This window comes from Rhodoferax sp. BLA1 (assembly GCF_013416775.1).
Taxonomy (GTDB): Bacteria; Pseudomonadota; Gammaproteobacteria; order Burkholderiales; family Burkholderiaceae_C; genus Rhodoferax.
Map to the genome: position 1 here is coordinate 648,936 of NZ_SZVI01000013.1, position 23,913 is coordinate 672,848.

The window sequence follows — 23,913 nt, forward strand, 5'->3', positions numbered from 1 at the left end:
TCTGTTGGCCTACCCAACAAAATGGCTTGTGGCCGCTTGGCAGGTTTTCTGCGGCGCTGCTATGTACCAAGCCTGCACATAGCGTTTTGAATGCGTTTAAATGGCTTGGCGGGCCAATAACGCGCCAGGCTGTCCCTGGCTATGCAAACAAATCGGGCTGTCTGCTATCTTCATCCTGCCCACGGCAAGAAACTGGCCCATCACCCTGGGCAAAAATGTTCAGCACCTGGCGGGTGGTCAGGGCATGTATCTGGGCAATCTCACGCGCCGACCTGTTGCCCCGGTCGCGCAGGATCTGCTCGTTACGGTAGCGCAGAAACAGCTTGTCCACTTTGGGCAGGGTGATGCGCCTGGTCTCGTTCAGATGCGGCTCCAGCGCCACCCGCAGGCGCTGCATCTCATCTGGCTGCAGGCCAAAGGCCGCCAGCTTTTGCACCGGTATCCAGATCGGCGCACCGCCCCGTTCTTCCAGCAGCTCCCGCGCCCTGCCAAAGCCCAGCGCACGCACAATGGCGCGCAGCACAGGCGGCAGGGTGCGCATCAGTTCATCGTCCACCGCAGGCCAGTGCGTGGGCACGGGCGCACTGCGGTCCTGATGCACCGGTTGGCGGGCGGGGCGCTTGGCCATGTGCTCAGTCCCTCCCCAGCCAGGACTTGAGCGCTTCAATGATCTTCTGGCTCTCTTTCGTCGTCAGGGCGTCCAGATTGGGCAATGTGTGCTGCGTTTGGCGCTCACACCAGGCCAGCAGCGCGGGCCGAGACGCATCCTTCACTTTGTCAGATTGACCCAGCCGCCCCCAAAGCCGCACCAGGTGGGCGATGTGCTTGGGCACCGGCCGCTTTGCACCAGGCGCTGCACCTGCAGGAACAAACTGCCGGTGCAGTCGGTTCCAGCCCCGTGCCTCGTAATCGGCCAGCGCAGCCTCCAGCTGCACCAAGTTCATGCTGGTGGCAGACACCCGCCCCTCAGTAGATGGCAGTGCCACAGCACCGTGGCGGCTCAGCAGATCGCGGTGTGCAGTGTCATCCCAGCCCGGCAGCGTTTTGCAGGCCCACGTCTTGGCAATGCCCAGCAGTTGTAGTTTGTGTTTGTTCAAAGCGGTCATGCGCTCTTCTCCCTGGGGGTGCCTATTGTCTTTGCAGGCGAGGCCGGAACGACGAGACAGGAGCCTGGCTTGCCAATGCAGACAAACACATCAAGCAGGCCGAATTGGCTCAGCAAACAGGCCACCAGGTAGGCGTAACCGATGAATTGGGCGACGGTGTTCATGGTCAACTTCCCAAATAAACGGGTTGAGTGGTTTCGCCATACGACCGCAGTACAACCTGGTGCCGGGCTTGGTGCTCGCGCTGAAAGCGCTCCAGATCGGCGGCTGCAGATCTCAGCGCTTGCTCAGCCTGTTCGGCCCACGCGGATTTGCGCCTGGTGGTCAGGCGCGCGTTTGCAAGGTTGCGCAGTTGGTTTGGGGTCATGATCATGATTGACTCCACGAATAGCCAGTGACCACCATGTTTGGTTCGTGGCCATCTCGATAAATTGACTCAAACACCGCCTGATATATCGATTCTTCTTCGCTCGGCTCAACACGGCGATGGGCCTTCAGTGCTTCGAACCGTTTCTTGGCGAAAGCCTGCGCGTGATCTTTTGTCATAGACACCCAGACCCGTTGCCCCACGTGCGGAACGTGTTTCGGCGCGTACTTGTCACGGGAGAAGTTGACGTGAAACAGATCGGGCTTACCGCAACTCGGGCATGCCGTACTGAATGGCGTCACTCCGTCGCGCGAGTTCCAAAACTGCTCGGTGTGACCACAGGATTGGCAGGCGTACCACATGAGGCAAAAGGCCTCGGCGTGACGATGACCGCGACTGGTTCGTGGGCCCGATGGAATGGTGGTACTCATCAGAAAATCTCCTTTGTAATGGTGTCGCGCTCAGCCTCGGCCACTTCCAGACCGCGCCTGACAAAGTGATTGACCAGCATGTTCAGATCGTTTTGGTTGTCGCGGTCGTGGACACCGTCGTCATACAGCGCGATTCGGGCCAGCAGCTCCTGGTCGACCTCGGCAGCAGCTACACCGATGGCTGCAACCGGCTGAGGTGCAAGCGTCCCCGTGATCTGCTCACCTAAAAAATCCTCATCTAGACCAGATGGGGCGGCAGCTGCTGCGATGAGCAAGTCAAACGCTTCTGTGCCAGGGCCCATCAGGTAGGCCAGGCGTGGGTCTGACTGCATGCGTTTGATGACATGGGCCACCGCCTTCATGGCGAGGTCCAGGTGTTCTTGGGTCATGCTCATGCGGGTGTCTCCTCAGTCTGCTCAGCCAGATCCCACTCAGTCACCCAGGCCGCCAGCGGCAGGGTGTGGTGGTCGCCGAAAAAGTCCATGAACGAGTCCAGATCCGGGAAGCCGTCTGCACGGGCAAAGGCTTCCATTTGCTTCATTGACAGCGCAACGTCATCAACCACGATGCGTGGCACATAGTTGTAGAAGTCCACCACCACCGGGCGGCAGCGGGTCACGGTGCCCACACCCAGGCGCTGGCACCAGGCGGTGCGCTGGCCGGTCAACAAGTACAAGGTGGCACCTGGGTGGAATTGCCTCAGGCGGATGGTCTGGCGTTTCTGACCGCTTTCGACCTGGTCAGCAAAGCGTGGGTAGAAGTTGATCGCGGGCATGATCAGACCTCTCCACCCGTTTCCTGACCGATAGTGGCAGGACGATAGAGAGCACCACCAGAATCAGGCGCCCACTTGCGGTCCCAGAGCACATTCAGCTTGTTGCGCATGACCTGGTGGCCATTAATGTTGGCCAGGTTCTCAAAGACCTTCAGCAGGATGGCGCAGTCTGCCCACTCAATGGGAACCTCGTCAGGATTGCCTCCGTACTCGCTTCGATACGCAGCCTTTCCAAGCTCACCGGCAGTACATTGGATGATTTCTTCCTCAGTTGCACCGGCCGCCACGCACAGCTCCACGACTTCATGGAGCAGGCGTAAAGCGTGCGCAGACGGCACGATATAGCGTCCACCAGACTCAGCGAACCAGCGCCCAATGTCATAGGGCTGTCGGGTGGCCATCAGGTCGATGATCTGATCCACGTCGGTGCAGATGTCGGTGTTCAGCAAGTACATCAGCTCCGGCTCAAACTTGTCTTCGTGCAGTAGCACGTAGGTGTCTTTTCCCTGGCCACATGCATAACCCAGCTCCAAATGGGCACTACGCCCGCACGGCAGGGCCAGCACGCAGGTGTCACACCAGTCCAGAGCGGCCTTGTCAAATGCAAAGCCGTCAGCGGCGCGCTCAGAGCGAATGGCCTCCATATAGGCCGGAATGGTCTTGGCGCCGGTACCGGGGCCGTCCTGGGCGGCGATGCCGCCGCAGTCGCGCCAGGCAAACCCCTTCTGCCCGGGTGCTGGGTTGCGGAAGTCGTAGACCTCATGTCCAGCGGCACGTAAGGCCTCAAGAACTGCGGGCTGGGTAGGATTGCGCCAGCTGGAGGCCAAATAGATGCGGCGTGGCTTGATTGGTAGTTTTGTGATGTTCATGATCAGGCCATCTCTGTGTCGACTTCAAACGGCACGATCACAAAGTCCTCGACGCCTGTGACGATGGTCACACCTGGCACACCCTTGGCTTTCTCGGGCTCATTGAGCATGGCTTCCTTGTTGATCTCTTCCTTGGTGCGGATGAAGGCAGTGAGACTCATGTTCTTGAGCCAGGCGATCACAGCGTCCACACCGGTCACCTTCACGCTGGGCGGGCGCTGGCGCCACTGCACCTCACCAGTAACCAGGTTGGCGGTTTTCCCTTTGCCACACAGCTCTTCGCGGTTGGCTTCACAGTAGATCTGCACGCCCTTCTGAAGGGCTGCGCTGCGTTCCTGCAGGTCTTTCAGCAGCGGGGCAGCGGCTTCGGTGAGTTGGGCCACTTTGTCGTTGAGGTCCGCACTCATGCGGGCATGCTCGCGCTGCAGGTCGCCAATTTGGCGGATGTCGCTTTGCACCTGGGCCAAGGTCTGGGGGGCGTCGGCGGCTTTGGTTTTGATACGGGTTGCCATTTGGGGTAGTTCCTTTCAGTTAAAACGGTTTCACAAAAACAGCACGCACCTGGTCGATGTCTTTCAGCACCTGGGCGGTGCGCTGCAGGGGTTCGATGGCGGCGGGTAGGCACGGTGGCGGCCCATTGGTGGCAATGCTTGCGTAGGCGCTCAACAGCGCAGTCATGGACAGATCGACCTTGCCCAAAGACAAGGCCAGAGCAATCAGTTGGCGGGTGGCGTCCTCGGCCTCGGCGCGGGTAAAAGAGGTGGTCATGGCAGTGCTTTCAGCAGGCAAAGCCACGGGAGGCCACGCGTTGGAAGTCCAGGGCACCGGGGCGCAACACTGGGCTGCGGCTGGGCAGCACGGTGGCTGGCAGGCGGCTCAAGTTGAGGTATGGCAGTGGCGCAAGGGGGGCACTGCTGCAAGCTTTGGCAGCTGGCTTCTTTTTCTGGTTGCGCTCAACACCGGCAGCGCTGGCTGGTTGGTCAACTGCATCTGGCCCAAGCGTGAACATGCGGCTGCGCCCCCGGCCAGTGCAGGCAAGCTGGCCTTTCTCCAGAAGGTGCGCCATCCGAGTTCCAAAGCGGCGATGTGTATCGGCATCGTTGTCACCTTCATGGCCATCGTCCCGGAATTGGTCAAACAACTCGGCATAAGTCACAGACTGCCTGGCATTCACAAAATTGAGCAGGTCGAGTGTGTCTTGCGACTGCCTTGGGTGGGTGCGGGAGACTGTGCTCATGACCGCACTCCCACCACGTAGCCAGCAATCAGCGCCAGTACAAACAGCACCACCACAAGCTGGCCGGTTTGCAGCAACGTCAGGCCAAACCGCTCATCCTGCTCGGTAAATCCATCTGGCCTCCAGTGCGGGCCCTGGATCACGCCAGGTGCAAACGGGTGGGTGGGCTGGGGGTAGGCCTCGCGGGCCACGCCTGGCCGGTCAGTAAACCGACGCTGGCGCTCACCTGGCGTGACGGCCAGCTTGCTGTGGTAACCCACACAGTCCGGGTATTCCTTGGAAACTTCGCGGGCCTTGTCATACAGGTCCAGCGCATCGCTGGCTTGCACTTCGCGCAGCACGGTGGTGCCATTGGCCAGGGTGATGGTTACGGCAAATTTCTTCATGATGAGCCTCCTGGTGTGTGTGTGGGTGTCAGGCTGCGCTTTGCAGGCACAGCGCGTCTTTGGCTACGCTGTCCACCAGGGCCACGCTCAAAGGGCGGCCCCGGCGAAACTCTTTCAGCCCCGCCAGCAGCCCCTCAACCAGCATGCGGGCGCTGCCACGGCTGTGGGCATACAGGCGCTGCACCACCGCGTCAGGCACTTCCTCGGTGCCCAGGTTGGCCTGCACCAGGGCGGCGGCATCGTCTTCGGTGATGCCACGCACGGTCTCGGGCCAAAAGCCACAGCGGCTGCGGATCTGGTCAAACTGGCCCCGCTCGGGCTTGATCAGCCCAGCCAGGTACTCTGTGCCCGCCAGCACGATGCCAATGTTGGCCAGGTCGCGCAGGCGGCGCAGGGTGTGCAGCTGGTGGGGTGTCAGCGTCTCGGCCTCGTCCACGATCAGCAAGCTGTCCGTGTTGCGCAGCGCGTCCACCACGGCCCGAAACTTGTCGTCAATGCTGCCTTTGGCATCCACCCCCACCACCGTGCGGCTCAGCAGCCGCACCAGGCTCTGCGGTGTCATGGTGGGCGTGGCCTCAATCAAAAAGGTGTTGGGGTTCTTGCGGGCGTAGCGCTTGAGCGCAAAGGTTTTGCCGGTGCCCACAAAGCCGCTGAACACCGCAAAGTTGCGGTAGCGCCGGGCCATGCTGCAGGCAGCAAAAGCCATTTTGTAGACGCTGGTCTCCACCGCCACGCTGGTGTCTCGGCCACCTTCGTCAAAGTTGCGCATGGCGCTCTCAACATTGGCCAGCAGCTTGCTCGGGCTGGTGGCGTAGCTGCCTTTGAGGATCTGGTTGAGCGAGCTGCTGCTGATGCGGGCCAGCCGCGCCAGGCTGGCCTGGCTGTATTTGCGCTCATCCATCCAGGCGCGCATGCGCTCAATCAGGGTTGCGTCGGCAGGCGTGTAGTGGCCTGGCCATGCGGTGGTGGTCATGCAAGTTCTCCTTCAGGGTTGTCGTCGGTGGGGGTGTTGCTGCGCTCAAACAGGTCATCAAAGTCCAGGGGCGCATCGGCCAGGAAAAGGCCAGCGTGGTCCAGCAGCAGGTCGAGGTCGTTCTCGATAACCGCTTGAGCGGTGGCCTCCACGTCGATCACCTGGCCAGCGCGTGCCCTTTGCTCGGCAATCTTTTCTTCCAGGCGTTTGACGGCATCGGCCGCGCGGTTGGCCCGCTTTTCTTCCATGCGTGTGGTGTCCACAGCGTCAATGGCTGTGACCAGCTGGGCATCACAGATCCAGCGGCCTTGCTCGGTGCGCACCACGGCCACGGTGTTGTCCATCAGGTCGTATTCCAGCAGCACCTTGGTGCCGTTGTAGGCCTGCAGATCCGGGTGGCGGTAAATGCGCCACTTGCCATGCTGCAGCATGCCCCGGCGCACTGTCAGCAGTGCGGCCTGGCGTTTGAGTTCGCTCACATCGCCAGCCGGTGCCACAGGCACCAGCTCAGCCCACAGGCTGGCGCGGGTGCGGCTGGCATCCTCTGGGTGCGGGCGCTGGGCGTAGCGGCTCAGCCACTGGTTAAACGCATCGGTGAACTGCGCCAGGCTGGGTAGCTGCATGCGCCCAGCGCGCACCTCATTCACCGTGTGGCTAAGTGCCTCAGGGGCCGCGTCGGTACCGCAGTAAAACTGCGGCATCCACAGCTTCAGAAAATCATCTTTGACGATCCTGAAAAACCGCTCCACCCATCCTTTACCGTGCGGGTTGCCCGGTATGGCGTGAATGATCTGCTGCACCCCTGCGCGGTTGTAGAAGCCCACCACCTCGTCACTCATCAGCTTGTTCTTGTAGCCAGAGCCGTTGTCGATGTAGAGGAACAGCGGCACATGCCGGTGGCGGCTAAAACACTCGGCCCACATGTTTTGCACTGCAGTAGTGCCTTCGTGTTCATCAGCCCGCCAGCCCACCACCATGCGGCTGCGCAGGTCAATGGCCACGGTCAGCTCTGGCCGGAACAGCTTGCCAGTGACCGGGTGCGCCAGATACACGTCAGCGCGGTAGCCGTCGGCCACGTACACGTCGCCCGGCAGGGCGTTTTGGGTGCTGCGTTTCATGAACGCTTTTTCGGTTAAGCGGTACAGGTTGCGGCCAATGCGCGCCGGGCTGTTGCGCCCCACCATGGCGGGCACGCTGGTCAGGTAGCCGCGCACCTGCTCATAGGTGCAGGCAAAGCCGTCCACCTCGGTCAGCCTGCGCCACACGGTGCTCATGTCGGGCTTACTCGGGTTGTTGAAGTACTCCAGCGCTGGCCCCCACCAGGCGGGCTGCACGTTGGTGACCTTGCCTTTGTGGTGCTCTATCAAGTCCACCCGTGAGCCACCGTCTTGAATGACCTTGCGCCACTCAAAAATCGGGTTGCGGGTGGGTGCAGTGCGCCCGGCCTTGGCGCAAGCTTTCAGGGCCAGCACCATGTGTGGGTGCAGTTGACCCAGCTCGTGGCGGGTCAGCATCAGTTCTATGGAGCGGTTGGCAGACAAGCCGGTGCGCTCCAGCTCCAGCACATAGCTCACCACATCATGGCGGGCTATGGCTACAGTGCGCTGCGCGTCACTGGCCTCACGCCAGGGGTCGCGCTGGCGTAGAGCCACCACCTGGCCCACTGGGCGCAGTGCCAGCGGCTGGGCAGGGTCAAGGGGCTGCATAAATGCGGTTGCGGTGCGTGCCATGGCTTATGCCTTGTTGGCTTTCCCGTCCAGCTTGGCGCCAGTCTTGGCCCCTTTTGGCCGACCCACACCGCGCGGGCCTTCTTGGGCGCGCAGATCGGCACGGGTGGCTGCAGATACCTTGGCCTGGCTCACCATGGTTTCCCACTCCAGCGTCCAGTGCATCACCTCGTCGGGCGTGAGCATGTTGGGCGTGGCAGCTTGCTGGGGCATCTGCCGGGGCATGGTGGTGCGCACCTTGTCAAGCAGGGCCGTGACGCGTGCCGCTGCGGCGTGGGTTGCAAACCAGATTTGTTCCAGGCGCAAAGTCCATTCGGGAGCCTGTGGATCATCTGCCACAACTTCGTCAAACAGGGCGGACAGGCTCTGCAGGTTGATCTCTACGCCCGCCTGGTAGGCCAGGCATTCATCACGCACCATGTGGGTCAGCGGGTCAAAGTCGCGCTGTACGTCTTTCTTTTTGAGCTTCTGGATCACGGCGTCTCGGTGTTCCAGCTCGGCTTCAAGGCGCTTGGTGCGTTTGCCCGCTTCTTCCTCCAGTTCCTTGATGCGGGCCCGCAGCGCGCGCACCGACAAGTTGCATAGGTCCGCGTCTGGCATATCCAGCAAATCAATCAACACTTCGGGGTCTGCGCTGGCCAGTGCCAACACCTTGGTTTTTGGCAGCATCAGAAGCTCAGCGCGCTGTGCTGCGGGCAGGCTGGTGACGAATTTGGCTGTAGTCATCAGTTCGGCTGCGCGCTGCCGTGATAGACCCATCGCCTCAATCCCGCGCTCAAACTCACCGTGAGCCGACTCTGCTTTGATTCCCAGCAGCAAGTAACCGGCCTCTACCGCCAGACGCGCCGCCATGTTGTGTGCCTGTACGGCGCGGGTAATGCGATCACCAATTGGCCCGGTCATCACCACACCGATTGATTGAGCGGCTTCGGTGTCTTCAACCGTCAAGTCAAATGTCCGCACAGTTCGGACATTTGAAATTTCTGTCGGTGTTGTATCTTTTTTACTCACGATTCAGTCCTCAGTTTGTTTCTGCGAAAAGGAACTCCAAGCGCACACCAGCGGCTCGTGCTTTGCACAAATAGTCAGCATTGGGGGATGCTTCGCCTGTTTCGTACCGAAACTGCGAGCTTTTGCCCACGCCGCATAGCTCGGCAAGTTCCTCCGGGCGCAACCCAAGTCGGGAGCGTTCCACCTTGAGTCGCTCACCAAATCCGTGGGGGTCTATCAAGTCAGCCGGCGCGGGAATGACTGATTGATTCGGCGTGGCTTTGCCCAGGATGTGGTCAACATTCAAGTTCAAATCAGGTCTCTTACCCTTGAGAGCCCATAGTTCTTTCACTGGGAAGGACCCTCTCTTTTTTCTGTCAAAGAACGCCGCCTGGCTTAGGCCAAGCATCGAAGCTAGGTCTTTGTCGTCATAGACGCTCAGCGCTAACTTCAGACGCAAAGCGGTGTTTTCAAACTCAGTGTTCGGGGTCATGCCAGTGCTCCCGCCGACTTGTTGCGGCGCAACACCAGGCGAGGTTTTGGTGGCCACAGCACTTCCACCGGCTGGCCAACGATCTGCGCAATTCGTTTGGCGATACGCGTCGATGTGGCGCGCCCGCTGATCACCTGGCTGACAGTGCTACTAGCCACGCCGAGTTCGTCAGCGAGTACAGCGGACGTGACGCCATTCATTCGCATGGCTGCCTTAATTTGTTCTGGATGCATATCTGTTAACCTTTCGCCTAACTTTTTTGGTATCCGCACATGGCGAGTGCGTTAGGTGAATCATAGTCACTATTTTGTTACCTTGCAATACGTTTTTGGAGAATATTTCGTGACCATTGGAAAACGATTGAAAGAGGAGCGTGAGCGCCTCACCCTCAGCCAGACATCCTTAGCCGAAGCTGCAGGCACAACCAAAAAGACTCAAATTGATTACGAGACGGACCGAACACCGCCAAAGGCAAATTACTTAGCTGAGGTGGCTAAGTGGGGGGTGGATGTGGCCTATGTAATTACCGGTGAGCGGGTTGAGAACGTTGCGTCTACGCCAACCGAGTTGGCCTATTTGCGCAACTGCCGTGCGCTGGCTGAGCACAAAATGGCAAAGCTGGGGCTTGATGGTTTGACGTTTCTTCGCCAGTCCAAGGGAATCGAAATCAAATGACCTCCAGCCTGGAGGGTGCCCGAGACCTCATCAAGCACCGTGATGTGACTGGTGTACTGGTGCACTTCACCCAGCAAGACATTTTTAGACTTGCAAATAACATGGAGCCAGAGCAAAGGCGAGAGCTTCGCGTCGTAGCCGAAACTATCACCACACCTTCAGAAATATGGCAGCAGTGGGTACGCGACCCGAAAAACTCGGATGGCTGGGTAAAGAAGCGAACCTACTTGCGTGTTCTTCGGACAGTTGAGCAGGAGTTGACAGGGGACGCCTTAGGCATCGCTGTTGAGTTCATCTACTCCATGCGCTGGGAACTTAGCGGCGTACATCTTTTGCCGAGTTCTTTGGTCAATGTATCAGGCAATATGGATGAAGTTTTCCGGCAGGGTGATTTGATGTACTCCGCTGAAAAAGCCAAGCACCCGCTTGGCACGCAATGATTCAATAGCCAGTTTTAATCACCCCAAAAAGGGAGCATGCGGATGAACGAGTCCACTCAGCAAATAGCAAAACCCGCCCAGTTAATCCCGTGCCAGACTTGCCAGCACCTCATTGGCCCGCAGGCTGAAACATGCCCGCAATGCGGCTCACCGAATAGCTGGATGCATCCAGTGGTTGCAAAGGCAATGAGCAGTGCGGACAAGCTCACTGTAGAGCGGCGGTTTCAATATTGGGGTAAGGGTGCAGAGGTGTGGGGTGAGTCCGTGTACCACTCCCCAGTGGCCTACCTCGTCATGGTTGGCATCCTGGTGGCCATCTTGTTTTCCTCATTGTTTACGTCGATTTTTGGTCCTGCTCTGGGCGGTGTTGGCATGGTGATTTATTGGCGCAGCACAGCCAAGAAGGAGACTTTTCGCGCGAACCTTGTGACGGGTTCCTGGGAGTCATCCAACGAAAAGTTTTGGCTGCCCGTTCATACGTTTTTATTCCAACCGAGCAACTGAGCCACGCACCCCCCTGAAGCGTTTCGCGCGGTTTCCCACGCGCCTTAAATCAACACACTAAAGCCTGTTCACCGCATCTTCGCGCGGTGTCTTTTCGGCGTATGCCGGGCTTTAGGAGCGTTGGTATGTTTACTTCTCCCCGAATGGTGTTGTGCCTGGTGCTGGGCTTGGCAGCGCTGGTTTTGTGTCTGGTGTTGCAGCAGGTTATGCCAGGCAGTTTGCTGACCATTACCCTCTACAAAGCGCACTTGATGGCGTTGGGCGGCTGGGGCGGTTACTGGCTTGACCGGATGCTTTTCCCCTATGACAGGCCCCACAAGTACCGGGAAATTGAGGAGATAGAAGACCCTACCGAGTCTGATGGACTGCCCGGTGAATATGTCACGGGGTTCTTTCAATATGGCTCATTCGGACAGGCTACGCTACGGCGCGCCATTGTGGTGGCAGCCTGCCTGATTTGCGTGGCACTGGGGGCCTAGCATGCGCTTGATTGACCTGCTGGTTATCCACTGCTCTGCCACGCCATCCGGGCGGCCACTTACGCGCGGTCTGCCTGGTCAGCCCGGCTTCAAAAACTGTGTGCAGATCATTGACGAGTGGCACTCGGCACGCGGGTTTCACCGTGCTTTCCAGGCCCGCCGGGCCCAGAACCCGGAGCTGTCGGCCATTGGTTACCACTTCGTGATTGACCTGGACGGCACCATCCACAGTGGCCGCGCAGTGGCCGAGGTGGGGGCACACGCCCAAGGCCACAACGCCAACAGCATCGGCATCTGCATGATCGGCGGTACCGAGCGCGACGGCAAATACACAACCGCCCAATGGCGGGCCTTGGCATACGTGGTGCGCGAGCTGACCGACACCTACGCCATCCAGCTCAAGCTGCCCACCCGCAACGGGGACACAGTCTCTGGCGGCGTCTGTGGGCACCGCGATCTATCGCCCGATGCCAATGGAGACGGCCAGGTCACTGCCGTCGAGTGGCTCAAAACCTGCCCTGGCTTCGACGTTGGCGCCTGGCTGTCGACCAATCTGGCGCCTGCCGCCAAAAACGTGCTGGGAGGTGCCGTCTGATGGACCCCATCTCCATAGCTCTGGCGCTGGCTCAGTTTGCGCCGTCCATCATGAAATACATGGGCGCTGGTTCCAGCTCGGTAGACACCGCGCAAAAGGTGGTTGACATCGCCCAGAACTTGACCGGTGCCGCTGACCCTCAAGAAGCTTTGGCTGCCATCCGCGCCAAGGCCGAGCTGGCCCAGGCCTTTAACCTGGCTGTGCTGGCTGCTGATACAGACCTGGAAAAGGCGTACCTGACAGATCGCCAAAGCGCGCGGGCCCGTGACATTGCCTACGTTACATCCGGGCGCACCAACAAGCGCGCCGATTTGATGGTGCTGTGTGACGTGGTCGGTCTGATTGCCTGTTTGGTGGTGCTTTCGTTGTTTCGCAAGGACATCCCGGGCGAGGTGGTCGGCTTGCTCTCAAGCGTTGCCAGCATCTTCGGTTTGTGTCTGCGCGACGCTCATCAATTTGAATTTGGGTCCAGCCGGGGCAGCCGCGACAAAGATGATTTGCTTGCAGGCATACAAAAACCCCAGGCCACCAAGTAACGGCCACCTGTACCCATCCCCGCTTTTCAAGCCAACTACCTTTGAGTGCCAAGCAATGCCACCAGAAACCCCCACTTCCAGCGACTTGTCGCAAATCATGCACAGCATCGGCAAGCTCACCGGCGAAGTGCGCGCCATGCACGAAGGCACCACCGCCCGCATTGAAGACATCCGCCGCGACATTGCACGCCTGGAACAGGCTGGTAATGAGCGTATGAACCGCACTGAGCAAGCGCTGTCCACCCAGATTCGCGAACAGGGTGAACATTTCAAACACCGCGTCGACGGTATCGACAAGCGTGTGAAAGACCTGGAGGCCGAAGACAAGCGCCTGATTGAAAAGGTGGCTAAGGTGTCCGCGATGGGCGGGGGTATCTCTGGCGCGCTGATTGCCGGTGCCGTTGAAGCTTTCAAACATATCGGCAATTAGGGCACCCACATGGCCCACAGCCAAGAAACCCGAGACCGTGTTCGCCAGCTCTACATTGAGGGCTTGCCTCTGTCTGGCGCAGCGGCCACTTGTGGCGTGAGCTACGACACGGCCCGCGACTGGTCGGCCAAAGCCCGTGCCAAGGGCGACAACTGGGACACCGCCCGCGCCGCCTACCGGGTCAGCGACCAGGGCATTGATGACCTAAACAAGCAGCTGGTAGAGGACTTTGCCCGACAAGTCATTGTGACCACCCGCGAGCTGGAGGGCTCCAAAACCATCCAGGCCGCCGACAAGGCTCAGATGCTGGCCCAGCTGGCCGATGCATACAGCAAGTTCAGCAAGTCTTTCAGCCGACTCAATCCACAGTACAGCGGCCTGTCTGTGGCGTTGGACACGCTCAAGACCATCATTGAGTACCTCAAGGTCAATGACCCTGCTGGCCTGCGCGCCTTGCAGCCGCACATCGACGGCATCGGCGCCGTGCTGGGTAAACGCTATGGCAAATGATGAGTGGGACGAGCCGCTGGACATCCAGGACGTGCGCACCTGGCGCGAATTTGAGCGCGAGCTGGCCAAGCTGGGTGAAGAGCTGCGCCAGACGATTGAGCTGGAGTGCGAGGCCTTTCCCACTGACCCCGAGGCCAGCCAGGCCAGGCGCGAACGGGCAATGCTGGACTACCAGTTTTTTTGCCAGACGTACTTTCCACACTATGTGCCCACGCCGCACTTTTCGCTGTTTCAGCAGTTCATTTTTGAACGCCTGCCCAAGGTCATAGACGGCGCTGCCGATGGGCGTGAAGTGCACCAGGCCCCCCGTGGCGAGGCAAAGTCCACCTACGAGACCCAGCTTGGCAGCTTGTGGTGCATTTGCCGGGCCAATTGGCTGGACAAACACGGCTCCAAACATGGCATTGCCAAAAAGGCGCGCAAGCACCTGATCGGCATTGTCATGAACACCGAAGAGCAGGCCGCCGAGATGCTGGAGAGCATCAAGGCCGAGTTGGACAGCAACCCCCGCCTGGCGCAAGACTTCCCCGAGGCCGTGGGCCAGGGCCGCGTGTGGCAGGCTACCACGGTTCTGACCGCCAACAACATTAAATTGCGCATTGGTGGCACAGGCAAAAAGCTGCGCGGTATGAAGCATGGCCCCTACCGGCCTGACCTGATTTTTCTGGATGATCTGGAGAATGATGAACAGGTCAAGCAGCCAGCGCAGCGCACCAAGACGCAAAACTTTGTGCTGTCGGCCGTGTTGGGCTTGGCCCCGCCACAGGGTGGCATGGATGTGTTCTGGCCCGGCACCAGCCTGCACTATGACGCGGCCATCAACCGGGTGAGCCGTGCGCCTGGTTGGCGTAGGCGTGTGTTCAAGGCCATCATGCAATGGCCCGATGACATGGCCCTGTGGGAGCGCTGGGAGGCGCTGTACACCAGCACCGGCACCGATGAAGAAAAAGTCGAGTTTGAAGCCGCTGCAAAGGCCTTTTACGAGGCCAACAAAGCCGCTATGGATGCGGGCGCCGTGGTGAGCTGGCCCCAGGTGCGCCCGCTGTACCGGCTGATGTGCATCCGCGCCACCAACCACGACTCGTTTAACCAGGAATATCAGAACGAGGCGGGCAATGACGACAGTGCGCCGTTCAAAACCTTGCATTTCTGGATAGACCGGCGTGCCGACTGGCTGTTTTTTGGCGCCATCGACCCATCCATGGGCAAGCAGGCCAAATCGCGCGACCCATCGGCTATTTTGGTGGGTGGCCTCAACCGAGAGACGATGGTTCTGGACGTGGTAGAGGCCGAGATTGCCCGCCGCGTGCCCGACATCATCATCATGCGTGCCATTGAGCTGCAGCGTGAATACAACTGCCTGGCCTGGCAGGTGGAAACGGTGGCGTTTCAAGAGTTCTTACACACCGAGCTGATCAAGCGTGCGGCGCTGGCTGGCATCGCCTTCCCAGGTGTGCCTGGGCCAACTGGGCGTATTAAAGACCTGGCCATCTTGTCGCTGCAGCCGTACACCAACAACGGCCAAATTCGGCTGCACCGCTCACAAACCACGCTGATTGAGCATGTGAAATTCTGGCCCGAAGCCGACCACGACGAAGGGCCGGATGCGCTGGAGATGTTGTGGAACATCTCCCGCCAATACGGCGGGGAGTGGAGCTACACCGGCGCAGGCTCATCACGCGGTCAGCGCCGCAACACGGGCCGTGGAGGCTTTTCAAACGATTCTGGATGGGACGACGATGACGATTAAATCCACTCTGGCCGCGCTGGCTGCCAAGCTGCCTGGCTTTGGCAAACCAGACACCAACACCCAGGCGGGGCCCCGCGCAGGCCAGGATGGGGCGCTCAATTACATGTCGGTGCAAACGCTGGATCCAGCTCGCCTGGCCAACGCCTTTGCAGCGGCCGACCAGGGCGACATCACCCACCAGGCCACGCTGTTTGAGTTGATTGAAGAGCATGACCCGCACATCTTCAGTGAGCTGGCCAAGCGCCGCCGGGCCGTCACTGGCCTGGGCTGGCAGCTGCACCCAAAGGACGATGCGCCACAAAGCGAGCTGGACAGGTGCAAAGAACTCACCGACATGTTCCGCGCCATTCCGCGCGTTGAAGATGCGCTGTATGACCTGACCGATGGCATTGGCAAAGGCTTTGCAGCCTTGGAGATTGAGTGGCGGCTGGGTGCAGAGTGGACACCCAAGGCCATGCACTGGGTGCCCCAGCGGCTGATGCGTATTGAGCGCACCACTGGCCAGATGCTGTACCTCAAAAACGGCATACCCGAGCCCTTACGACCGTCGGGGTGGGTGGTGCACGAACACCGCAGCAAAAGCGGCTACATCGAACAGGCCGCGCTGTTTCGGGTGCTGGCCTGGACGTATGCCTACAAGGCCTACAACACCATGGACATGCAGAAGTTCCTGGAGAAATACGGCATGCCCCTGAGGCTTGGCAGGTTCCCTTCTGGCATTGGCAAAGACCAGCAAGCCACCTTGTTGAAGGCTGTGCGAAACATCGGCTCTGACGGTGCAGGCGTGGTGCCTGATACTATGAGTATCGAATTTGTGCAAGCCATGAAGAGCGGCACCATTGACGACTTTCTGAGCGCCATCCTTTACTGGGAGCGCAAGCAGAGCATGGCCATCCTGGGCGGCACACTCACCAGCCAGGCCGACGGCAAAACAGCGACCAACGCGCTGGGCGTGGTGCATGACAAGGTTCGCCGCGAGATCATGCTGCATGACGTTCGCCAACTGGAGCCCACCATTGGCCAGCAGTGGCTCACGCCAATGGCCTCTTACAACGGCATGTTCACGCCAGACCGGATGCCCGGCTTTGCCTTTGACACAGCTGAAACCGTCGACCAAAAAATGATGGTCGAGGTGCTCAGCAAGGCCGCTGACATGGGGCTGGATATTGACGTGTCATTTGCCCACCAGGCCCTGCAGATCCCCAAAGCTGCAGAAGGTGCAACCCTGCTCAAAGGGTCGACCAGGGGCAACGCTGGCGGCGCAGGTGCCGCACTGACACGCCTGGTGGCGCTGGCCAACAACAAGGCCAAAGACAGCGGCGAGGCCGACCCCATGCCCGCCTACATTGCCCAGCTCACAGCCCTGGCCGCACCACATGAGCAAGCCATGGTCCAGCAGATCGCCGCCCTGGTGGCTGATGCCGGTGGCTACGACGAAGCCATCGAAGCCCTGGAGCAACTCGCCATCACCACCAGACCCAAGGCCCTGGCCGAAACCATCGCCCTGGGCCTGGCCACTGCGAATCTGGCGGGGAAGGCCAGCGTATGAGTGGCATGTTCGGTGAGGTGCGCCAGGTATCTACTCACAAGAGTGTCGAGTGGTACACGCCTTCATGGATCTTTGAAGCGCTGGACATCACATTTGATCTGGACCCAGCAAGTCCCCATGACATGGAGTCCGCAGTGCCAGCCCTGAAGAAATACACCGTTTTTGATGATGGGCTAAACAGCCCATGGTCAGGGCGTGTTTGGCTCAACCCACCTTATGGTCCAGAGACTCCCAAGTGGATGGAAAGAATGGTAAATCATGGAAATGGCATCGCGTTGGTTTTTAGCCGTACCGACGCGCGCTGGTGTCAAATTGCGATGCAATTTGCTGATGCGATGTTATTTGTGAGAGGTCGGATTGAGTTTGTCCCAGGCCGTGAAAATCAGCATAAAAAAAGCCGATGCGGCGCCGGTACCGTGCTGTTTGCATTTGGAAATGAGTGCGTTCTAGCGCTTAAAAAAATGGAAAGCTTTGGTGTGTTTATTCCGAGAGCAGTGAATGACTGACCCGGCGCAGCTCCCTTTCTCCGAGGCCATTGATTTTTTCAAGAAGAAAATCAAGCTGCCGACCTCCGGCTATACCGATGTCTGGCAGGAGCAGCACAGCCTGGCGTTTGTCGTGGCCGGAGGCCAAACCGATGCCTTAGTCACCGACTTTTACAACGCATTGCTGACAGCCAAGGAAAAGGGCACCGGCTACGCCGCCTTTCAAAGCGAATTCGACAGCATCGTCGCCAAAAACAAGTGGGCCCACAACGGCTCACCAGGGTGGCGCAGCCGGGTGATCTACGACACCAACATGCAGGCGGCCTACAACTCGGGCCGCTGGCAACAGCAATGGGCCCTACGTGACGAGATGCCGTATCTGAAATACGTGCACACCAGCCTGGAGCATCCGCGCCCCTGGCACCAGGCATGGAACGGCACAATCTTGCCCATCACGTCCGACTGGTGGATCACCCACTACACACCCAATGGCTACGGCTGCAAGTGCCGCACTGACAGCCTGACCCAATCCCAAGCCGAGGCGCTTTGGAAAGCCGCCGGTAAAACCGGCCCAGATTCCGAACCGGTGATTGAGTGGGAGGAGGTCACCGTTGGCAAGAACGGCAGCAACCCGCGCACCGTGCGCACCCCAAAAGGCATAGACCCTGGCTTTGCCCACAACCCAGGCCGCGCCTACCTGGATCCGCACAGCGTGCCGCCACTCACCGGTTACGAAGCGGTGCTGAAAGAACGCGCCACACCATGGCCAACTGGTGTGCAGCGCCCAGCGTTGCCCACCCCCACCCGAGTGCCTGGCAGCGTGCGCCTGCCTGCAGACACGCCCCCCATCCAGGCGGTCACCGACTTCCTGTCTGTTTTTGATGCCACGCTCGACAAAGGTTCTGTGTTTTTTGACGCGGCAGACACTGCCTTGGCCGTCAGCAAATCCCTGTTTGTCTCAGGCCAGGACAAGGGCGGCGACAACTTCAAGTGGCTATCCGCGCCCGACAAGGCCAAGCGCCTGGAGAACATCAACCTGCTGGCCATGACGTTGGCGCAGCCGGACGAAATCTGGTGGGAGTGGGTCAAAGACGCCACGCCAGAAGGCAAGGAAACAGGCCGCTGGCGTCTTAAACGCCGTTACCTGCGGTCGTTTGAGATCGACGACTCCAAAGAATACGGCATTGCCATTTTTGAATGGAGCGACAAAGGCTGGACCGGCGCCACAACCTTCACCGCCAGCCCCAAAAACAACGAAGCCCGCCTGCGCTACTTTGAAAAATTACGCGTTGGCAGGCTGGTATATGGCAAGAAATAAACACGGCCCTCAAGAGGGCCGCGAGTGTGATTCGGATACTGTGCAGTAGCACTTTCGCGCCGTCTGACCTCACCACAGGGCAAGTATATGCAATTCACCGCCGATGTCCAAGCAGGTCATCTGTATGCAACCCTACGTGCCATCAATGGCACGGTGAAGCGGCCCCACGCCTTGATGGGCACCATTGGCGCGACTGTGCTACGCCTAAACCAGCAGCGCCACGATGTGGGCCAAGCGCCGGACGGCTCCAGCTGGACGCCACTGGCAAAGTCTACGGTGCATGCAATTGTTGAGCGGCGGCAGCATCAAATCACCCGAGTGGCAGGCAAGCGCGACGGTGCACGTTCCGACTTCAGAGCTGCCCAAAAGATCATGGCCGGTAAACGGATCCTGCTTGATCGCGGTGATTTGTTGCGCTTCTACTACCGAGCCAATGGCTCCGAGGTGATCATCAGCACCATGGATCAACGCAAGGCCGCGTGGCACCACTTCGGCACCGGCACACATGGCCCCAAAGGTGCAAGTTACGAAATTCGGCCCAAGGCGGCCAAAGCTCTGGCTTTTGGTGGCCTGGTCAGAAAGCGTGTGATGCATCCCGGTGTACCAGCCCGGCAGCTGGTCGGCTTCCCCGATTCTGATCGCGACGTTGTGAGTGAGGTCGTATCCGATCACATCACGCATGTGGCCCAACAGGCCAGCAGTAAGTAGCGTTCTTCAAAGCCCGTTTAAAGAACGCTTGAGGCTCAATTGAAGGCCCCATGTACGGGAAATTCCGCACACCCAAACCGAATTTCCCGCAATTTATCCCCTCAGAACCCCCAGAAATACCCCGAAACTGTCCTGAATTCAGAGTTTTCCTCAAATCCCAATTTTTCTATATGCCACGCGGGTTTACGTTCATTTTGACCCACCCACTTTCATCCTATTTCCCGTACCCCCCTACTGCATCCAAGGGTTAACCCCAGTATGACATGCGGCACTGACCGCAGGACACACAGCCCTGGTGCGGAGGGTGCATGGGCGGGGTGACTCAGATCAGAGGACCAATGGACGCTATGAATAGAGAAGCATTCTACCCAACAAGAAAAAGGGCCAGAAGGCTATTTCCTTGCTTATTTTTGCAGCAGCCTCAGGCTTGCACGGCGCGCAGCTTTTTTGAAAACTCTTGCAAGGCCGCAATGCCGCTGGCCTCGGCGCGCTGGCACCAGGCCTGCAGTTCGGTGGCAAGTTGCTCGCGCGTGTGCAAACGGTTGAGCCACATCTGGCGCAGCTCTTCCCGCATCACCACCATTTTGTCGAGCACCGGCGAGGCCGCACGGGCTGCCGCCAGCTGCGCGGCCATCGCCGCAGGGATCTTCTCGGCATCGCGGTGCAACCAGCTTTTGGCGGCGCGGATCATGCTGGCATCGGCCTGGCGCGCGCGCAGGGCTTTGACCTCCTGCTTGAACGCGCTGCGCATGCCCTGGGCGTAACGCGCCATCAGCTCGAAGCGGTTGTGGATCAGCGCCTCCAGCGTTTGTTCGTCCGCCACGGGCCGCACGCTGCCCAGCGCCAGCCGGGGCGGCGTCTTTTTGACCTTGGCCAGGTGCAGGCGCTGCAGCAGGCTGATGTACATCCAGCCGATGTCAAACTCATAAGGCTTGACCGACAGCTTGGCCGAGGTCGGGTAGGTATGGTGGTTGTTGTGCAACTCCTCACCCGCAATCAGCACACCCCAGGGCGAGATGTTGGTGCTGGCGTCGGGCGCCTCAAAGTTGCGGTAACCCCAGTAGTGCGCCGCGCCATTGATGATGCCGGCCGCCATCACCGGGGTCCACATCATCTGCACCGCCCACACGGCTAACCCGGCCGCACCAAACAAAGTCAGATCAATCAGCAGCATCAGGATCACACCGGCCGACGAAAACCGGCTGTAGACGTTGCGCTCCAGCCAGTCGTCGGGTGTGCCGTGGCCATAACGCGCCAGGGTGTCGAGGTTGCGTGCTTCCTTGCGGTACAGCTCGTAACCTTGCAGCAGCACGGTGCGGATGCCATACACCTGGGGGCTGTGCGGGTCGTCGCTCTGCTCACACTTGGCGTGGTGTTTGCGGTGGATGGCCGCCCATTCCTTGGTGACCTGCCCGGTGGTCAGCCAGAGCCAGAAGCGGAAAAAATGCGAGGCCACCGGGTGCAAATCCAGCGCGCGGTGCGCCTGGTGCCGGTGCAAAAAGATGGTGACGCAAATCATGGTGATGTGGGTCATCACCAGCGTGAAAAGCACCATGGCCCAGGCACTGATGTCCCACAGGCCCACACTGGCCCAATCGAGCAAAAAAGTCGTCAAGCTTTGTCCCTCTTTATAAATATCCCGCGCTACCAGTGGATCACTGGCACCGGGTTGCGACAGCGCGGCTTATTTACGCTGCCAGACTGCGGCAAAAAAGCCGTCGGTCTGGTGCTGGTGAGGCCACAGGCGCAGATACCGCTGGCCGTTGTCCCCACCGCTGCACAAGGTAGCCGCTTGCTCGACTTTAAGCTGGGTCAACACTTCACCCACATCCAGCGGTTCAAAGTCCTTGTTGGCCTCGGAGAATGCTTGGGCAATGACCTCGTTTTCCTGCGGCAACACGCTGCAGGTGGCATAGACCAAGCGGCCACCGGACTTCACCAAGCGTGCGGCGCTTTGCAAAATGGCCGTCTGTTTGACCGCCATCTCGTCGACGGCCTTCATGTCCTGGCGCCATTTGAGGTCCGGGTTGCGTCGCAGCGTGCCCATGCCGGTGCAGGGTGCATCCACCAGCACCCGGTCGATCTTGCCTGACAGGCGTTTGACGCGGTCGTCACGCTCGTGCGCAATGGCAGCCGGGTGCACATTGGACAGCCCACTGCGGGCGAGGCGCGACTTGAAGGCATCCAGCCGCCCGGCCGAGGTGTCAAACGCATACAGCCGACCGGTGCTGCGCATGGCCGCACCAATCGCCAGCGTCTTGCCACCGGCACCGGCGCAAAAATCGACCACCATCTCGCCGCGTTTGGCGTCCAGCAGCATCGCCAGCAGTTGCGAGCCTTCGTCCTGCACTTCGAAGTCGCCAGCCACAAAGGCAGGGTGTTTGTTCAGCGCTGGTTTGCCCGAAATACGCAGGCCCCAGGGGGAGTACGGTGTGGGCAGCGCCTTGATGCCGGATTCGGCCAGCGCTTTTTGCACATCGGTCCGTTTGGCCTTGAAGGTGTTGACGCGCAGATCAAGCCCGGCGCCTTTGTTAAAACTCTCCACCAGCGGCCAGAAACCGTCACCGAGCTGGTCCTTGAGCGGCTGCACCAACCACTCGGGCAGGTTGTGACGGTGGCGATCCATCAGATCTTGTGGCTGGATCTTTTCACACTGGTCGAGCCAGTTGATTTCTTGATCACTCAGGGCGCTGCGCAGGAAGTCGCCCGGGCCGTAAAAGCCCAGAATCGCCAGGCGCCGCTCTTTGGGGCCACTGCCCGAAGGCGCGAAATGGTCAAACAGGTTTTTTTTGCGCAGTACCGTGTAGACGGTTTCGGCCAGGGTGGCTCGCTCACGCGGCCCCAGACCGCGGTGGTCGCGGAAAAAGCGCGACACAATGGCGTCCGCCGGGTGATCAAATTTGAGGGTGAGACGCACCAGTTCAGAACAGGCGTCAAGCAGGGCTTTTGGATGCATAGGGCGCGCATTGTCCCATGAGCCACTGTCAAGCGGTGCAAAGCCGCCATATCACCCGCAGATCACGCCTTGTCAAGCCGGTGGCGGTAGGCCCCAGCGGGAACTTTACACAGCTTCACTGCTCTGAGACCAAGCTTTCATCAAGATGTCGCACAATCCGCCCGTCCGGCTCCGCCTGCCACCCACACATCCCTTTTTGATGCACCCCACACCGCTTCGCACCGCCCGCTTCTGCCCGTCTGCCCGCCCCAGCCTGTTGCTCACACTGACCACCTGCCTGGCATTGGCCGGATGCGCCAATCTGAGCACAACTCCTGATTCACCAGAGCCGGTTTGGGAGGCAAGCAGCGCAACGACCCAGCAGCTCAGCGCCTGGTGGGACGATTTTCACGACCCCTTGTTGAGCCAACTGGTGAACCAGGCTTTGCAGGCCAACACCAGCATCCGCTCGGCGCAAGCGGCCTTGCAGCAAGCGCGCGCCCTGCGTGACGTGAGTGTGGCCACGGCGGGCCCCAATGTGAACCTGTCGGGCTCGGGCCAACGCAGCAAATCTGAGGGCAACGACGCCAGCAACAGTTTCAAGGCAGGCCTGGACGCCGGATGGGAAGTTGATATTTTTGGTGCCAACCGCAGCAGCATCCGGGCCAGCGAGGCCGACGCACTCGCCTCCCAAGCCAGCCTGCGCGATGTGCAGGTCAGCATCACGGCCGAGGTAGCGCTGGCTTACTTGCAGTTGCGTGGCACCCAGAGCCAGCTGACCATTGCCCAGAACAACCTGGCCAGCCAGCAACAAACCCTGCAGATCACCCAGTGGCGGTCTCAGGCCGGTCTGGTGACCTCGCTTGAGGTGGAGCAGGCGCAAACCGCCGCCGCGCAGACCGCCGCGCAAATCCCTTCACTGTTGACCAGCCTGGCCCAGACCCGCCACAGCCTGGCGGTGTTGACCGGCCAACGTCCGCTGGATCTGGATGCCCTGCTGCTGCCAGAGCGTGCTGTGCCCCAAGCCAACAGCACAATGACCCAACAGATTCCCGCCGAGACCCTGCGCCAGCGCTCCGATGTGCGTGCCGCCGAGTACCGCATCCGCGCCGCACTGGCTCGGGTGGATGCGGCAGATGCCGCGCGTTACCCCAGCTTCAAGCTGGGCGGTTCGCTGTCATTAAGCGCGCTGACCCTGGCGGGCCTGGGCAATGGCGCCACGCTGGTCAGCAGCCTGTTGGGCTCGGTCTCGGTGCCGCTGATCGACGGCGGTGCCGCCAAAAGCCGGGTGCTGGCGCAGGAAGCCGCACTGGAGCAGGCCCGAGCGAGCTACCAGAACACGGTGTTGACCGCCCTCAAAGAAGTGGAAGACGCATTGATGGCCCTCAAAAATGACCGCGAGCGGCTGGTCTTGTTACAACAGGCCGCGACCGCTGCGCGCAACGCCGACCTGCTGGCGCAAAACCGCTTTGCCAGCGGCCTGATCGACTTCCAGACCGTGCTGCAAACCCAGCGCACCCTGCTCAGCACCCAGGACAGTGTGGCCAACCAACAGGCAACCCTGGGCGCCGACCATGTCCGACTGGTCAAGGCGCTGGGTGGCGGCTGGCAGACACAGCCCTGACACTGCGCGAACCCCAGGCCG

At 60.0% G+C, this 23,913-nt stretch carries 33 protein-coding genes; 14 read left to right on the plus strand and 19 right to left on the minus strand.

Annotation, left to right across the window (positions count from 1 at the left end; all coding sequences use genetic code 11):
• Positions 1 to 139: 139 nt before the first annotated feature.
• The 17 genes from FDG13_RS18470 to FDG13_RS18550 form a co-directional block, all read right to left on the minus strand.
• Positions 140 to 628, minus strand: coding sequence for a DNA-binding protein (locus FDG13_RS18470; protein ID WP_255435322.1), 489 nt, complete (start codon positions 626 to 628; stop codon positions 140 to 142).
• Positions 629 to 632: 4 nt separating this feature from the next.
• Positions 633 to 1,106, minus strand: a complete 474-nt coding sequence (locus FDG13_RS18475) for a phage protein GemA/Gp16 family protein (protein WP_180131900.1) — start codon at positions 1,104 to 1,106, stop codon at positions 633 to 635.
• Positions 1,103 to 1,270 (minus strand): hypothetical protein, encoded by a 168-nt coding sequence (locus FDG13_RS18480; protein ID WP_180131903.1) that lies wholly within the window; start codon positions 1,268 to 1,270, stop codon positions 1,103 to 1,105. Before FDG13_RS18480 ends, FDG13_RS18475 begins: the two co-directional genes overlap by 4 nt.
• A gap of 2 nt (positions 1,271 to 1,272) precedes the next feature.
• Entirely contained in the window at positions 1,273 to 1,479 is a 207-nt protein-coding gene (locus FDG13_RS18485; protein WP_180131905.1) for a hypothetical protein, read from the minus strand.
• Positions 1,476 to 1,904, minus strand: a complete 429-nt coding sequence (locus FDG13_RS18490) for a zinc ribbon domain-containing protein (RefSeq protein WP_180131908.1) — start codon at positions 1,902 to 1,904, stop codon at positions 1,476 to 1,478. The genes FDG13_RS18485 and FDG13_RS18490 overlap by 4 nt, the downstream gene beginning before the upstream one ends.
• Complete coding sequence (locus FDG13_RS18495) at positions 1,904 to 2,299, minus strand: hypothetical protein (protein ID WP_180131911.1); 396 nt, start codon at positions 2,297 to 2,299, stop codon at positions 1,904 to 1,906. Before FDG13_RS18495 ends, FDG13_RS18490 begins: the two co-directional genes overlap by 1 nt.
• Positions 2,296 to 2,679: a hypothetical protein gene (locus FDG13_RS18500; RefSeq protein ID WP_180131914.1), complete on the minus strand. Its 384-nt coding sequence runs from the start codon at positions 2,677 to 2,679 to the stop codon at positions 2,296 to 2,298. Before FDG13_RS18500 ends, FDG13_RS18495 begins: the two co-directional genes overlap by 4 nt.
• 2 nt (positions 2,680 to 2,681) lie before the next feature.
• Positions 2,682 to 3,548, minus strand: a complete 867-nt coding sequence (locus FDG13_RS18505; RefSeq protein WP_180131916.1) for a hypothetical protein — start codon at positions 3,546 to 3,548, stop codon at positions 2,682 to 2,684.
• A 2-nt stretch (positions 3,549 to 3,550) separates the two neighbouring features.
• Positions 3,551 to 4,060 (minus strand): host-nuclease inhibitor Gam family protein, encoded by a 510-nt coding sequence (locus tag FDG13_RS18510; RefSeq protein WP_180131919.1) that lies wholly within the window; start codon positions 4,058 to 4,060, stop codon positions 3,551 to 3,553.
• Positions 4,061 to 4,079: 19 nt separating this feature from the next.
• Positions 4,080 to 4,316 (minus strand): hypothetical protein, encoded by a 237-nt coding sequence (locus FDG13_RS18515; RefSeq protein WP_180131922.1) that lies wholly within the window; start codon positions 4,314 to 4,316, stop codon positions 4,080 to 4,082.
• Between the two features lie 10 nt (positions 4,317 to 4,326).
• Positions 4,327 to 4,785, minus strand: coding sequence for a hypothetical protein (locus tag FDG13_RS18520; protein ID WP_180131925.1), 459 nt, complete (start codon positions 4,783 to 4,785; stop codon positions 4,327 to 4,329).
• Positions 4,782 to 5,171, minus strand: a complete 390-nt coding sequence (locus FDG13_RS18525) for a hypothetical protein (protein WP_180131928.1) — start codon at positions 5,169 to 5,171, stop codon at positions 4,782 to 4,784. Before FDG13_RS18525 ends, FDG13_RS18520 begins: the two co-directional genes overlap by 4 nt.
• Positions 5,172 to 5,199: 28 nt before the next feature.
• Positions 5,200 to 6,144 (minus strand): AAA family ATPase, encoded by a 945-nt coding sequence (locus tag FDG13_RS18530; RefSeq protein ID WP_180131930.1) that lies wholly within the window; start codon positions 6,142 to 6,144, stop codon positions 5,200 to 5,202.
• Positions 6,141 to 7,874, minus strand: a complete 1,734-nt coding sequence (locus FDG13_RS18535) for a DDE-type integrase/transposase/recombinase (RefSeq protein ID WP_180131933.1) — start codon at positions 7,872 to 7,874, stop codon at positions 6,141 to 6,143. The genes FDG13_RS18530 and FDG13_RS18535 overlap by 4 nt, the downstream gene beginning before the upstream one ends.
• Before the next feature lie 3 nt (positions 7,875 to 7,877).
• Entirely contained in the window at positions 7,878 to 8,819 is a 942-nt protein-coding gene (locus FDG13_RS18540; protein WP_180131936.1) for a hypothetical protein, read from the minus strand.
• Between the two features lie 73 nt (positions 8,820 to 8,892).
• Positions 8,893 to 9,354, minus strand: coding sequence for a helix-turn-helix transcriptional regulator (locus FDG13_RS18545; RefSeq protein ID WP_255435323.1), 462 nt, complete (start codon positions 9,352 to 9,354; stop codon positions 8,893 to 8,895).
• Positions 9,351 to 9,587, minus strand: coding sequence for a helix-turn-helix domain-containing protein (locus FDG13_RS18550; protein WP_180131938.1), 237 nt, complete (start codon positions 9,585 to 9,587; stop codon positions 9,351 to 9,353). Before FDG13_RS18550 ends, FDG13_RS18545 begins: the two co-directional genes overlap by 4 nt.
• Before the next feature lie 109 nt (positions 9,588 to 9,696).
• Between FDG13_RS18550 and FDG13_RS18555 the strand changes: the two genes are divergently transcribed.
• From FDG13_RS18555 to FDG13_RS18615, 13 genes are all read left to right on the plus strand, one after another.
• The gene (locus tag FDG13_RS18555; RefSeq protein ID WP_180131941.1) at positions 9,697 to 10,029 is read left to right on the plus strand and encodes a helix-turn-helix domain-containing protein; all 333 of its coding nucleotides are present in this window, start codon (positions 9,697 to 9,699) and stop codon (positions 10,027 to 10,029) included.
• Positions 10,026 to 10,469, plus strand: coding sequence for a PBECR2 nuclease fold domain-containing protein (locus FDG13_RS18560; protein WP_180131943.1), 444 nt, complete (start codon positions 10,026 to 10,028; stop codon positions 10,467 to 10,469). Before FDG13_RS18555 ends, FDG13_RS18560 begins: the two co-directional genes overlap by 4 nt.
• Before the next feature lie 42 nt (positions 10,470 to 10,511).
• Entirely contained in the window at positions 10,512 to 10,973 is a 462-nt protein-coding gene (locus FDG13_RS18565; protein ID WP_180131945.1) for a zinc ribbon domain-containing protein, read from the plus strand.
• Between the two features lie 125 nt (positions 10,974 to 11,098).
• Positions 11,099 to 11,452, plus strand: a complete 354-nt coding sequence (locus FDG13_RS18570) for a putative holin (protein ID WP_218942789.1) — start codon at positions 11,099 to 11,101, stop codon at positions 11,450 to 11,452.
• 1 nt (position 11,453) lies between these two features.
• The gene (locus FDG13_RS18575; RefSeq protein ID WP_180131948.1) at positions 11,454 to 12,047 is read left to right on the plus strand and encodes an N-acetylmuramoyl-L-alanine amidase; all 594 of its coding nucleotides are present in this window, start codon (positions 11,454 to 11,456) and stop codon (positions 12,045 to 12,047) included.
• A complete protein-coding gene (locus FDG13_RS18580) occupies positions 12,047 to 12,583 on the plus strand; it encodes a hypothetical protein (RefSeq protein ID WP_180131951.1) in 537 nt (178 codons plus the stop codon). Before FDG13_RS18575 ends, FDG13_RS18580 begins: the two co-directional genes overlap by 1 nt.
• Positions 12,584 to 12,638: 55 nt before the next feature.
• The gene (locus FDG13_RS18585) at positions 12,639 to 13,013 is read left to right on the plus strand and encodes a hypothetical protein (RefSeq protein ID WP_180131953.1); all 375 of its coding nucleotides are present in this window, start codon (positions 12,639 to 12,641) and stop codon (positions 13,011 to 13,013) included.
• 9 nt (positions 13,014 to 13,022) lie between these two features.
• Positions 13,023 to 13,523 carry a DUF1804 family protein gene (locus tag FDG13_RS18590; RefSeq protein WP_180131955.1) on the plus strand — a complete coding sequence of 167 codons (501 nt, stop codon included), beginning with the start codon at positions 13,023 to 13,025 and terminating at the stop codon, positions 13,521 to 13,523.
• A complete protein-coding gene (gene terL / locus FDG13_RS18595; RefSeq protein WP_255435324.1) occupies positions 13,513 to 15,273 on the plus strand; it encodes a phage terminase large subunit in 1,761 nt (586 codons plus the stop codon). Before FDG13_RS18590 ends, terL begins: the two co-directional genes overlap by 11 nt.
• Positions 15,263 to 16,822: a DUF935 domain-containing protein gene (locus FDG13_RS18600; RefSeq protein ID WP_180131958.1), complete on the plus strand. Its 1,560-nt coding sequence runs from the start codon at positions 15,263 to 15,265 to the stop codon at positions 16,820 to 16,822. Before terL ends, FDG13_RS18600 begins: the two co-directional genes overlap by 11 nt.
• A complete protein-coding gene (locus FDG13_RS18605) occupies positions 16,819 to 17,328 on the plus strand; it encodes a DNA N-6-adenine-methyltransferase (RefSeq protein WP_180131960.1) in 510 nt (169 codons plus the stop codon). Before FDG13_RS18600 ends, FDG13_RS18605 begins: the two co-directional genes overlap by 4 nt.
• The gene (locus FDG13_RS18610) at positions 17,321 to 18,625 is read left to right on the plus strand and encodes a PBECR2 nuclease fold domain-containing protein (protein WP_180131962.1); all 1,305 of its coding nucleotides are present in this window, start codon (positions 17,321 to 17,323) and stop codon (positions 18,623 to 18,625) included. The genes FDG13_RS18605 and FDG13_RS18610 overlap by 8 nt, the downstream gene beginning before the upstream one ends.
• Before the next feature lie 87 nt (positions 18,626 to 18,712).
• Entirely contained in the window at positions 18,713 to 19,333 is a 621-nt protein-coding gene (locus tag FDG13_RS18615) for a phage virion morphogenesis protein (protein WP_180131965.1), read from the plus strand.
• A 421-nt stretch (positions 19,334 to 19,754) separates the two neighbouring features.
• Here FDG13_RS18615 and FDG13_RS18620 read toward each other — a convergent pair whose 3' ends face one another.
• Together FDG13_RS18620 and FDG13_RS18625 are read right to left on the minus strand one after the other, a co-directional pair.
• The gene (locus tag FDG13_RS18620) at positions 19,755 to 20,888 is read right to left on the minus strand and encodes a fatty acid desaturase (protein ID WP_180132581.1); all 1,134 of its coding nucleotides are present in this window, start codon (positions 20,886 to 20,888) and stop codon (positions 19,755 to 19,757) included.
• A 129-nt stretch (positions 20,889 to 21,017) separates the two neighbouring features.
• Entirely contained in the window at positions 21,018 to 22,289 is a 1,272-nt protein-coding gene (locus tag FDG13_RS18625; RefSeq protein WP_180131967.1) for an RsmB/NOP family class I SAM-dependent RNA methyltransferase, read from the minus strand.
• Between the two features lie 199 nt (positions 22,290 to 22,488).
• Between FDG13_RS18625 and FDG13_RS18630 the strand changes: the two genes are divergently transcribed.
• Complete coding sequence (locus FDG13_RS18630; RefSeq protein ID WP_180131970.1) at positions 22,489 to 23,892, plus strand: efflux transporter outer membrane subunit; 1,404 nt, start codon at positions 22,489 to 22,491, stop codon at positions 23,890 to 23,892.
• Positions 23,893 to 23,913: the final 21 nt, after the last annotated feature.